Annotated in this window: 6 protein-coding genes and 2 pseudogenes; all 8 read left to right on the forward strand. The window is 42.9% G+C overall.

Features of this window, described 5'->3' with window-relative positions:
* The first annotated feature begins 28 nt into the window (after positions 1-28).
* Positions 29-1,269 (forward strand): annotated as a pseudogene (locus tag DD657_RS05045) (primase-helicase family protein).
* Between the two features lie 479 nt (positions 1,270-1,748).
* A pseudogene (gene mobV / locus DD657_RS05050) lies at positions 1,749-2,768 on the forward strand (MobV family relaxase); the annotation flags it as partial.
* 30 nt (positions 2,769-2,798) lie between these two features.
* Positions 2,799-3,140 carry a hypothetical protein gene (locus DD657_RS05055; protein WP_287048808.1) on the forward strand — a complete coding sequence of 114 codons (342 nt, stop codon included), beginning with the start codon at positions 2,799-2,801 and terminating at the stop codon, positions 3,138-3,140.
* 146 nt (positions 3,141-3,286) lie between these two features.
* On the forward strand, positions 3,287-3,502 hold the full coding sequence (locus DD657_RS05060) for a helix-turn-helix transcriptional regulator (RefSeq protein WP_287048810.1): 216 nt from the start codon (positions 3,287-3,289) through the stop codon (positions 3,500-3,502).
* 14 nt (positions 3,503-3,516) lie between these two features.
* A complete protein-coding gene (locus DD657_RS05065) occupies positions 3,517-4,539 on the forward strand; it encodes a helix-turn-helix transcriptional regulator (protein ID WP_287048812.1) in 1,023 nt (340 codons plus the stop codon).
* A 36-nt stretch (positions 4,540-4,575) separates the two neighbouring features.
* Positions 4,576-7,557, forward strand: coding sequence for an N-6 DNA methylase (locus tag DD657_RS05070; protein WP_287048814.1), 2,982 nt, complete (start codon positions 4,576-4,578; stop codon positions 7,555-7,557).
* Between the two features lie 17 nt (positions 7,558-7,574).
* Positions 7,575-8,690, forward strand: a complete 1,116-nt coding sequence (locus tag DD657_RS05075) for a hypothetical protein (RefSeq protein ID WP_287048815.1) — start codon at positions 7,575-7,577, stop codon at positions 8,688-8,690.
* Between the two features lie 32 nt (positions 8,691-8,722).
* On the forward strand, positions 8,723-12,789 hold a 4,067-nt coding region (locus tag DD657_RS05080; protein WP_287048817.1), incomplete at its 3' end, for a cold shock domain-containing protein.

Raw genomic sequence — 12,789 nt, forward strand, 5'->3', positions numbered from 1 at the left:
ATGTTGAACGTATGATAAAGGACGCGATATGAATACCGAAAACGAAAATTTCCAGATTCCATCCGAGAATGATGAACCATGCCCTTACGTCCGAATCGGCACGGAGTATTACCGGGAGGTCTTGCGACCGCAGGCTAATGGTACCACTTGTAAGTGTCTGGTATATTTGGAAGGCTTCGACCATCAAGGCTGACCACGGGAATGATTATCTGGACGATGTGCCGAAGTATGACTGTTTCTGTACTGTTCCGAGCCATACCGATTACCGCAAGATAATCGGCAACGCCTACAATCTCTATGAGCCGATCACCCATCAACCGACGCCGTGTGACTGGAGCGCGATTGACGGCTTGCTTCGCCACATCTTCGAGGAGCATTATGAGTATGGCCTTGACTATATCCAGTTGCTGTATCAGATGCCGCTTCAAAAGCTTCCGATACTGATATTGGCATCCGAGCAACGGAATACCGGCAAGACCACCTTCCTCAATCTTCTCAAGGCAATCTTTCAGGATAACGCCACCTTCAACACCAACGAGGACTTCCGCAGCAAGTTCAACTCCGACTGGGCAGGCAAGCTGCTTATCATGGTCGATGAGGTTCTACTCTCCCGGCGCGAAGATTCCGAGCGACTGAAGAATCTGAACACGGCAACATCCTATAAGATGGAGTCCAAAGGCAAGGACCGAAACGAGATTGCCTTCTTCGGCAAGTTTGTGCTATGTTCCAACAACGAGCATTTTCCCATTGTAATCGACCGCGAGGAAGTGCGCTACTGGGTGCGCAAGGTCAACACTCTGGAAACAGATGACCCTTTCTATATGAGGAAACTTGTAGCACAGATTCCGGCGTTTCTCCACTTCCTTATGCAGAGAGAATTGTCGGTGCAATGCGAAAACAGAATATGGTTCAGTCCGGAAAAGACTGCGTACAGCAGCTCTCAACCGCATCGTGATTTCCAACCGCTCGAAGATAGAGTTTGAGGTTGCCGAACTGCTGATGGACATCATGGACAGCACCGGCGACGCATCGGTATCTTTCGTGGTTAACGACTTGGCCACCTTACTTAGCTATCGCAATGTCCGTGCTGATACAAGCGAGATACGGCGTCTCTTGTAGATCTACTGGCATCTGAAGCCGGCATCGAACTCCCTTACCTACCGCTCCTATAGTGTCGGCATGTTCCCGGCAAAGTACACTGCCAAGAATGCCGTCGGCAGATACTACACAGTTACCAAAGATTTCATTCTGAATTTATCCTTATTTTGATGAATTGATGAATGAATTAATGAGAGGGAAGAAAATCAGCAAGTTATAGTGCCGCAGGCTTTCATCATCTGCGCGAGAACCGATTATGACCAAAACTTATTCTTTCCCTTTCATTCAACATTGACTTATGATGAATCAAATATCGTTGTATTTCTGCGAGTTAGGCTCGGATTCATCATCTCATCAAAAATCAATCAGCTTTACATTTAGACAGTTGCCTCTTGTAAATGGAGAATGCCATGTTCTGAGGTATCTGGAAAGCTGGGGCAAGATTGCTTGCAATATTACCTGCAAGGTATAGCCTAATATACCTTCATGCGAAGGCGGAGGGCTCCGATGCGGAGACAGACTGTGCAAGCACCCCTGCTATCAATCAATCTCAACCAAACCATAACCAAAAACACCAGTATCAATATGACTTCACCAAAACAGATGATGGACTTTAAGCCGTCAAATCGGTTGCTGCCAATGTCAGCAACGAGCAACAGCGCAACTGGAGCGATGAGCTGTTCGATCGAAAGGCCAAGAATCCAGACCACAACTACGACCGTTCCAGAACCGCACTGAACTTTCAGGTCGTGGCCGGTGGTAAGATAACCGCCGTTGACAAATCGCGGCGTATCGACAAAGAGGTAGATGAGATAATCAAAGCACGGCTCAATCCGAATGCACGTGTTACCGCCATTTCTAACCGGGCTGTCTTAGTCGTATTCGGTGGCAACCGTGAACGGATGCGTGAGATGGCTTTCGGCAGTCAGGAAGTCAACGAGTATAAGGAGACCAATGGGCATCTGATTCGGCAACCGGAAATCGAGCAATGGGCAAAGGATGTATATGGTTTTGTGTGCCGTGAATTCGGAGAAGAAAACGTAGCCTCGTTCATCGTCCATCTTGACGAAACGGGACCTCACGCGCATTGTGTTTTCGTGCCGTTGACTGCCGACGGACGCCTCTGTTCAAAGGAAGTAATCGGAGGCAAGAACAAGGTCGAGGCACGGCAGCACATGAGGGACCTGCATATCCGGTTTGCCGAAGTGAACCGCAGGTACGGTCTTGACCGAGGCGATGACATCCATGAGACCGGCGCACGGCATCGCTCGACCGCTGAATACAACCGCGACCTGGACCGAGAGAATGCCATGCTCGAAACTCTTATAGACGACAACCGCGAACAGTTGCGTCAGCTTGACGACCAGATTCGGAAAGCTGAAAAGCGAGTGAAAGGTCTAACGACCATGATTGCAAATCTTGAAAGGCAGGAGCTGGAACTGAATGACGAGATAGCTCAGTTGGAGGCGGACATCGAAAATGGTGCCGGGGATGTTTCCGAATTGCGTTGCCGCATTGCTTCCCTTGAAGCCCAACTTGAATCTACCGGACAGAAACTCGCCGACAAGCGTCTCAAATTCAAGAACGCCGACCGACAACTTGCCGAGCTTCAGGATGAGCTGCATACCGTCAAGGAAAAGCGCGACACTGCGCAAAAGAATTACCACTAGTTCACGGAAAAGAATCAGGAACAGGTGCGCATGAGACTTACCGATGCTATCTTTGCCAGAATGGTTGTTGATGTGCGTTCCATACTCGCGGCGTTGCCCTCGGAACAGAAAGCCGATTTAGACGGAGAATTCCTGACGGCAATCGCCGAGCAGCCAAACGAGATTCTGAAGTGTGCGATGTATCTGTTCCTCGGCTATCTCGACGGAGCAACCCAATTCGCCCAGTCATGCGGAGGCGGTGGCAGCGACAACTCGCTACCCTGGGGCCGCAAGGAAGATGAAAATGACCGCCGCTTCGCTTACCGTTGCATGATGCAGGCTCATCGAATGATGAAACCCTCTCACCCCAAACGAGGTTTAGGAGGCCGGTGATAATTTGTTCATATTGATGAAGCGGGACGGAAATCACACTCCATATTCACATGATATCCAATGCAAAGTCAATCATAATTTCCGTAATTCGCTATGCTAATTCGGAAAAAATCAGTAAATTTGCGTCTGATTCAATTTCAACTATAATGAAAAGAGATTACAACAGAATAAAAGTAGTATTAGCAGAAAAGAAGAAAACGAACAAATGGCTGGCTGAGCAATTAAGCAAAGATCCTGCAACGGTCTCTAAATGGTGTACTAACTCTGCTCAGCCCGGTGTTGAAACTTTATTTTCTATTGCTAAATGTCTTGAAGTAAAGGTCAAAGACTTACTAAATGATCCTGTTATGGTCTCGGACTAACGATAATAATTATTTTGGCAACGAATAAGAACGCCCGGCTCCGTTACGAAGCTCTTGACAAGTGTCTGAGTAACTTTTCCCGCAAGTACTATATAGAGGACTTGCAGAAGGCTTGTTGCGATTATCTTACGAAGGAACTTAGCATAGATACGACGGTCAGCAAACGTCAGGTGTATTCTGACTTGAAAGAGATGGAAATCTCGCCGTCCATGCATGCTCCTATTAAGGCATATCAGGATGGACAGCGAAAATATTACCGATATTCTCAGGAGGGATTCTCTATCGTTGATTTGACGGACGACGAGTTGACGGGGCTTGAGGCGACGGTAAACATGCTGGCTTCATTCCGTGGGATGCCTCAGTTTGATTGGATGACTGATATCATCCGCAAACTTAAGAAGAAATATAAGGTTTCGGAATCTCAACGAAATATTCTATCGTTTGATTCCAATGTTGATTTACGAGGTATTGAACGGTTTAAGGAACTGTTCAATTACATTGTGAATGAACAGCCTATCCGCATCACATACGAACCTTTCGGGAAGGAGCCATTTGACGCAGAAATTCATCCATATTTTCTTAAGCAGTATAACAACCGATGGTTTTTACTTGGATTCAATCCAGAGTATAAGGATATTTCTGTGTTCGCACTCGATAGGATCAAGAAATTTGAATCCATAAACGTCAAGTTCATAGCCGATACTATAATCGAGGATCCATTTGATTACTTCTTCGATGTGATTGGGACAACCATCCCTAACGATGGAGAAGTCGAGAGCGTTGTACTTAAATTTACGCCAAAGCGTTACCAGTATGTTGCTGCAAAGCCTATTCATCATACACAAAAAACCGACGACAAAAAACATACCGTCACGATAGAAGTGATTCCCAACAGAGAACTTGAGGCCATTATACTTGGTTTTGGCAAAGACGTGGAAGTGCTTGAACCGGAGCATCTGCGCAATGAAATAATCGAGATTATGAAAGAGAATTGTAATAATTATGGACTTTTGAAGAATGACTGCAAAAGTCCATAATAACTTTGCAGCATCGAAACCAAAACGAATACGAAAATGCTTAACACCAACAACTCCACAGCTCAGTCCTTCAAGTTCTCCAACCTGTTTATCGCTTCCAAAGCAAAGGAAGTAGTTAAACCTTCAGACTCTACTACTGGCAGAATTTTTAAATTTGAAAATTTTGCCAAAGACTGGGACTCAGTGTATATTCGTCCTGAGCAACTTGGAGAAGGTGCGATTACAGTCGGCATGCGGTGTGTAACCGAACCAACACTTGTTACTACTACCGAGGGACATTGTATGGCATTTATAATGGCCTCAAAAGATACACCCGTATTTATTCCTTATAGCTTTGCAAAAGAGGACGAAGGCTATGTTTTAGCATATAGAATCTCGCCACTTGTAACCGTTGAATATATTTTCTATCTGTGCAAGTTTGGCCAATGGGAATGGACCATCAAAAATTCTGCTGATGATGATTTCGTTCGTATCATCGGTCAGGTTGATGCAGGAATTGATCCGGATGGAAATCTTTATGAAATTGTGTTTACGCCTGAAATGGCATATGGCCGGGGAGAGGTTGAGATACCATCGTTGAAGATACAAGACCAAATGGTTGAAGCTGCCAAACGACAAGAATCTGATTTCCAAGAACATTCTGTCCCTGAATTCGACACCAAGGAACTCATCTCTAAATACATGAATGCGAGCCAAATCGCTAATCCTTTCACAAACAGTGGTATTGGACTCCTTGTTGAATGCTATAAGCTTTGGCTTAAGGATTTCCCTGAAGACATAGACCCCAAAGTCCTTGAAATACTTAGAGATTACAAATTCAATGAGGGTATTCTCAATGAATTTGAGCTCGGCCATCTCAAAAGTCAAATCCGAACAGTTTTTGACCTTGTTGTGAAGCCCTATGAATTTGTTCATAAAGGAGGTGAAGGTTTTATGCAGCCAAAAGAGGTTACAGATTTTATCCTTAAGATTGCAGACTTTCCTAAAGACGTCACAGTCTATAATCCTTTTGCCGGAGCCGCTTCTTATGTTGTCGGACTACCTAACAAGGTAGTGGGTGAAGAAATAAACCCCATAACCTGGGCTCTTGCTCAGATACGAATGTCAGAGGAACTTTTCGATACATCGGAAATTACGCTTGGTGACTCCTTTGTTTCTTTGGCAGACGGAAAGAAATATAAGGCTATCCTTAGCTCTCCTGCTTATCTTTATGAGAAGGAGCATAGCATTTTTGAAATCATCCGACATCTTTATGACAAGCTAGAAGATGGAGGTAAAATGGTTTGTCTCGTGCCGGCAGGGTTCCTGTTCTCCGGTTCGCCTAAAGAACGTGCTATTCGCGAACGACTAATAGCCGATAGGGCTATAAGCGCAGTTGTCAAGTTACCGAACAATATTTTCGGATATACCAACATAAATCAAGATGTTATCATAGTCACAAAGGCGAAACCCAATGAGTCTATCCTCTTTGCTGACGCTTCCGGTTATACGCGATTTGCGAAGAGCGTATATAAGGCGACAACGTTTGATTATTCCCAGTTCATTTCAGATTTGGAAGACGAGGTTGATGACTATTATGACCGTGGATGTGTTATATACAATTCGACAATCGGAGCTCCTATTTTGTATACTGAGATTATCGGCAGCGATCTTTCACCTGAACGATATCTCATACCTAAACCTGATAACAGCATCCAATTGTCTTCTCTTGCAAGTGTTGTAACGGGTGAAAGGGACCACGACAAATCTGCGGAATATTATATCTCCAGTTCCTCCTTGCCCGAAATGATGCACCGCAAACCATTTGTGCCAGGTAGGATAAAAGGTAAGGAATCTGATGCAAAAGAGCAAGTAATTCTTGAAGGTGATTATGTAATAATTGCTCTTCGGAAAGGTGAAATCCGTACCGTTTATTTGGAAAATTTCCGCGGCGTAGTAGCAATCCCCTCAAAATCAATTATAATTCTGAAGCCTGCCGATGGCGTCAGCGCCAAATATTTGGCCGCTCTACTGTCAACTGAAATGGCCAAAAAACAGATTGTTGTTGCAAACCATGATATAATACCGCAATTCGGAAAATTTAATATTTCCGAAATCATGGTCGCTAATCTGGAAACGCCCAAAGAGCGGGAGAAACTTATAGCCGAAGTATTATCTTCCGAAATGGGTGAGCTTGAACGCGAACTCGAAGAAGACCACAAAGCTTATGTTCGTGAAGTGCGTAGCACTCGCCACGCCATGATTCAGACGTTATCTGCCCTATCATCCAACTGGGAGCAACTTAAGTTATTCTCGGAATTAAATGGAGGGTACATAAAAATGGCTGACGTTGTGGGACGAATCAATCCCATTACTGTAGAGAACCTTATGAAGAGTATCGGTCATGCTGTAAGGACACTTCAGAATCAGGTTGAGTCGCTTCGATATGAGCGGGCTGACTGGGGCGCTGAAGAAGATATCGACCCTGTGGAATTTATCTCCTCGTACATTGAAACACATTCCTCTCCTGACATAAAGATGGAATTGGTCGAAAGGAACAATTCCGCAGACTTCTCATACTTTGACGAGAAAACAGGCGATTACCAGACGGTACACTCAGATGCTGTTTCAGTATTCAAGGCCCCCAGAAGACTGGTAGAGCGTATTTTCAACAACATTGTATCAAATGCAAAATCCCATGGTTTCTCATCGCGGGACAAGGAGAATATAATCCGTTTCCAGTGGGAGGAAGAAGGATACAATCTTGTAATCAAGATTGCAAACAATGGTGCTCCTCTCAAAGAAGGAGTTACCGGTGAAGACGTCCTGATGAATGGATTCTCCACTTCTCTCAACGAACAGAATGATCAGGGGGCACTTCATTCAGGCCATGGAGGCTTTGAAATAAAGTCCTTGATGGAGGAAAAAGTTGGAAATGAAAGACTGGGAACAGTTGAGATTTTCTCACTCCCGGATGACGAGTTCCCTGTTATCTACAAACTCACATTCGAGAATACCAATACCGTTAAGATTCTTTAATACTAAAAATCACAAGTATGCTTAAAGACAAATTTATACAAGTCTTGTGGGTCGAAAACGACCCTAAGATAACATCGTCATATCCCCGCGAAGCTGACATGATAGCCGGGATAGTGTTGAAACCCTTCCCGACTTGGGAAGACGCCGAGAAAGCACTGTTCTCTGATTATGATAGCTGGGATGCCATTGTCCTCGATGCAAAGTGCGTCTACAAAAAAGGCCAAGCAGATAAAGCAGACAGATTTCTTTCAAATGTATTCATGCGAATGGCCAAGATTGCTTCTGAAAAGCATCGTACCCTTCCTTGGTATGTACTTTCCGGGCAAGGTGAAGATGATATCAGAGACCTTATCCCTGAATCCAATGAATGGGATGCTGATTGGGAGAAAATCAGCAATCGACGTTTCTATTCCAAGAACGGAATCGTCAAGATTGGTGGCGAAGATAAGCAGGAACGGCAGGTGCTTTTCAATCGCATCAGAACACAGGTAACTTATTACAGCCAAGAAATCCAGATTGAATACAACCTTTATCCTGAAGTATTCGGTGTTCTTGACAGACTTGGCCTTGCTGGAGAAGTGGGCTATCATCTGATGCACCTTCTGTTGCCAATGCATTTCGGAGGAGTTGACAATGCAGACTACAATATGCGCTACGTTGACCTTCGCAAGTCTTTGGAATATATTTTCAGACACATGGTCGGCATGAGAATTTTGCCACCCACTATCGAATCAAAGGGAAAGAAAGACGGTGTGAATCTTTCTTGGAGCAGCCTGTTCCTCGGCGCAGCACAACCGGAAGATCCCGAGAAAGCAAACAGCGACGAAGGTAAGTTCTGGAAGAAAGTACACCGGAATACAGAAAATCCACTGCTGCCCAAGCCGCTTGCAGACTGGCTTAAATCTGCCATTCTTCAAGCTGGAGGAGCCGTCCATACCACAGCAAATCGAGAAGACTTCGGTAGAAATCTTGACAAGTATCTTGTCACTGTAAGCCACGCGCCTTATATGCTGCGCGCACTGACTATGGGACTTTGCGATTTTATCTTGTGGTATGATAGTTTCCTAAAGGATAATCCTGATAAAGAAATGAACGCTTTAAATTTCTGGGAACTGAAGAATTCAAAATATTAAGTTCTTGTGTAAGATGTGAAAAAAGTACACATATGGGAAACAATCAAAGCAGCGGCAGCGGAAACCGCTACATCGGCGTAGTGAAATTCTTCGACAATAAGAAGGGGTTCGGCTTTATCGCGTCGAACAACTGCGGTATGCCAAGGCTGATGTACTCTCAGGACTTCTACATGGATCGCAGTTCCTTTTGTGGGGAGTTTGTTCCGACGGATGGCGATATTGTCGTATTCGATTACATTACCCAAAGAAAGGGAGATCCCAAAGCAATCAAGTTAAGGAAATTCGATCCCAATATAGAGGATGATATTAAACTTGGTTTGACCTACTATGGTGAACATGAAATCGTTACCAATGTAGAAAAGTTCAATCTCTTCAACGCAATGCACATAGAGGTAGCACGTATCATACCGAAGGTGATTGAACAATTGGAGAAGACTGCATCCCAAGAGGATTCGGTTGAAATATTCAAGAAATTCGTAGGCCGTTATAGAGCCAAGTCATCAGCTGGGACCCGTTATATCTTTGATAGAGCAACTGAACAACCGGAGAAAGGCCAGTGGTGTCAGCTTGCTTCAAGACTGAGCGAAGTGGCGACTGTTCTTATATTAAATTCTTTCCCTTCCTTTATACGTTTTGTCAATCAAGACGTTATCGTGCCTCTTTGGTTAAATACCCTGAGTTTAAAATTTAAGATTGTCAACGATTTTTATATCGCTGATGACCTGCTTGAGATTTCCAAGAATTTATCCGATTCCATTAAAGGCCGGATTTTAGACGCTATTCATAGCGCCGCAGATTCCGAGATTCAGGACTATCTTGATAGTTTAAGCAAAGGGACCGCATGCGATGCCTGCCATTTTAACAATATCAAGAAACTGATAAAGTATGCATCCCATGACTTTGATTCAGAGATAGATGCATGTAAGGTTCAAATTGCGGACAATCATTTCAAGGGTACTCTTGATACTTTCTCGAAGAACGCTAATAACTCCTTTGTATCTTTAGTAAATGAATACAAGTGCCTGAAAAATAAAGAAATTTTCAAGCCATTGGTTTCTGATGCTATAATTCTCTTTGTTGAGAATCTTTTCCAGAATGGTCAATATCAAGATGCGTTGGGGAAGCTGGTTAAAATATATGAGGTGTTGCCTGATTCGGTCATATCCATTGTCGACAACTGGAAATCATCTTTCTCCAACAATCTAACATCGGCTCTTTCCGAATGTATAGCTGATGTCGGTTCGATTATAAGAAATTTCAAGCAATTGCTGGATAGCTACTTTTCCCTATGTAAAATGTCTCCATCCATTGAAAACAAGATTGGAGAGTTAGTAACTACCGGAGCCGAGAATGCCATTTCTTACATACTTGAATTTTATAGCGAAAAGGATGTCATTCCTAAACAGTATTTTAGTTCAGTAGATGTCATTCAGGAAAATGTAGCACTCTTCACAAATTATACCTCTAAGGATTTCAGCGCTGAAATTGAATGTTGCTACGCAAAAGTGGCTGTCAACAAGTTTCTAAAAGATATTGAAAGGTTTAAAGCAACTCCGGGGTATGTATTTGACAGTCTTATAAAGAGCTATAGTTCGCTTAAAGATAAAGATACCTATACCGATGCTTTGACCAGTACATTGACTGCTTATTTTGAATCCTATATTCAAGGTGAGGATAATAAGACGACATCAGGGCTGAAATGTATTCTTTTTCGGATTAAGAGTCTTGAAGAATTATGTCCTAACTATTATGACCAGCTAAAGTCAGACTTTTGCAATAAGCTAAAGAATGCCATCTTGGAGCTTTTTTCAGGAGAACTTTCATCTCAATCTACATTTAACAGTGATTTCGATGATTTGTACGCTTCTTTCGAAACGGTCTATGATGAAGATGCCAGTTTTAAGGCTGAGTGTCGAAACGCTATTTTGAACAATCAATATATTGATGTCGTCATCCAATCAATTGATTCATCTTATCAATGGATTAGTCGTAATGAGGCCATCAATCAGGTCACAACCATCATAAATCGGTGGGATGTGCATCATATTGAGGATTACGTTTGTGGGTTTACCAACACCTTGAACGATATTGATAGAGTCATTTCAGTAAGTATTGTCAAGCGTTATTTGTCATTAATAACCGGCAAACGACTGAACGAACCTTTTGATGGTAGCTCTATTGAAGAATATCAACAACAGTATTATGTCGAGCCAACAGAACACAATATTGAGAAATTAGGTGTCATACAGCAATTTGTAATTTCACAAGATTCTCGTACTCTCTGGGAAAGTTATCTTTCTACTCTTGCTCCAGAGGATTTATTGTCTCTGTTTCAAGCAAAGGTTATTTCTTCGCTCCCGGTTGGCATTGTCTTAGACATACTTACATCACTGACCCTTAAAGACACCTTCGTAACTCCAAGCAGATGGTATTCAGCGCCTTCGTTCCAGAGAGCCTTATATAAGGAAATTTTCTCCAATAAGGAAATGAATATTGCGAGGATTGTATCACAATACTTGCAGAAAGTCAAAGTCACGAAGGATAACACACCGCTTATTGCGTGGATTGTAGAGCTTATGGCGGCCAATAGAGAAGAGAACCCCGATTGGCGCAATAAGAAAGCTTGGGAAGAAAACCTTACAACTCAGATTTTCAATCTTAAAGCCCAGACACCAAATAATAGCCGTCTCCATGTTCTTCTATGTGCGGTTTATTTCAAAACCAGCTGGACCCGAGCAGCTCTTGCGGAAGTTTTTCCGTGGCTTCCACCATACCTTCAAATAAGGGTTGTAAAGAGAATCTTCAAATTAATGGCAGAAGGCAAGATGCATCATACAGCTGCAAGCCTTTATAGCTTCATGACTTCATCTGGGAAAACACTCTCCCTTCCTGTTGAGATACTATTCTCATATCTGCGACTCAGAGAATCTGACCCGACGGAAACATTTACCAACAATCATATGCTTTCCCTCATTGACGGTCGAGAGGATCACCCGGAGTGGATAGGCATCAGGGAATTTGTAGAGCAATGCCATGGACGGATATGGGTCGACCATGACTTGGAAAATAACAGGAATACATGGCGATCATCGTTTTATAACGGTATTGCCGAAATGTCACAAGACAATTCGAGCATAAGACTTTTAATCGCCAATAAAATGATTGATGAAGGTCGAACATTACAAGAATATAACAACAAATATTTCAAAACCTTACAGGACGTTATATCAGTAAATTTTAACGCGAACGAATATTCAGTTTCAACCGATAGAAATGGTATACTTTATGAATTCAAGCGCGAGAATCAGCTTGAACTAATGTATATCATACGCCACTTTAACATTAAAAATCCGTGGTTCAGAAACGACGGTTTAAACTTTAATATTAAGGAATCTGACGAGGACTATTTCTGTGATTGTCGGTTGGCAAACAACTTAAGCCATAAGGAAGGGTTGCCTTTCTACTGGTGCGCAAATAAGCCCTGCTTCCGACCAATGGTTAGATTTCATACGTCAGAAGAATGGGAGCGTTATACCATTCTGGATTTCATGCGGGTATTAAACATCCCCACCGACCATACAAACAGAACTGGCAAAACCACAAAGCATGGATATTTCATAATGTTATCCGCTTATCTTAAGAGCTTTGCAAAATTCTACAAGCATCTTAAGTGTCATGAATGCGAAAAACTACTTCATCCCGTCAACGTTACAAATTATGCTAATCGAGCGATAAACGAGTTTACATGTACTAACGAAAATTGCTCACAACGAGGAATGACGGTATATTTGAACAATTGTTTCAATAAACCAAAATGTACAGCAGTAATTGATAGTCGTGAATCAAAGAAGTGTCCAAATGGTCAATATATTTGTCCGGAATGTGGCGGCTGCTGTTCAACCGAAAACTATCGTCAAAAGATTTCGAACCTACATTTTGTCGGCGGATATGTGTCTCCATCCTTGAAACGATTTGTTAATAACAATATGGGGCATTGGGAGAAAAATGAATTTTATTGCTATGCATGCGGCAATAAAATGGAGTTTGTTGAAGGGAAATGGGTATGTCCTTCTTGTAAAGATAGTGTTTCAAAAAGTGT

The organism is Culturomica sp., assembly GCF_003524185.1.
Classification (GTDB): domain Bacteria; phylum Bacteroidota; class Bacteroidia; order Bacteroidales; family Marinifilaceae; genus Culturomica; species Culturomica massiliensis.

Bases quoted from the DNA above. Each gene is read 5' to 3' on its own strand.
- DD657_RS05055 (WP_287048808.1), top strand. From the start codon at position 2,799: ATGAGACTTACCGATGCTATCTTTGCCAGAATGGTTGTTGATGTGCGT.
- DD657_RS05060 (WP_287048810.1), top strand. From the start codon at position 3,287: ATGAAAAGAGATTACAACAGAATAAAAGTAGTATTAGCAGAAAAGAAG.
- DD657_RS05070 (WP_287048814.1), top strand. From the start codon at position 4,576: ATGCTTAACACCAACAACTCCACAGCTCAGTCCTTCAAGTTCTCCAAC.
- DD657_RS05075 (WP_287048815.1), top strand. From the start codon at position 7,575: ATGCTTAAAGACAAATTTATACAAGTCTTGTGGGTCGAAAACGACCCT.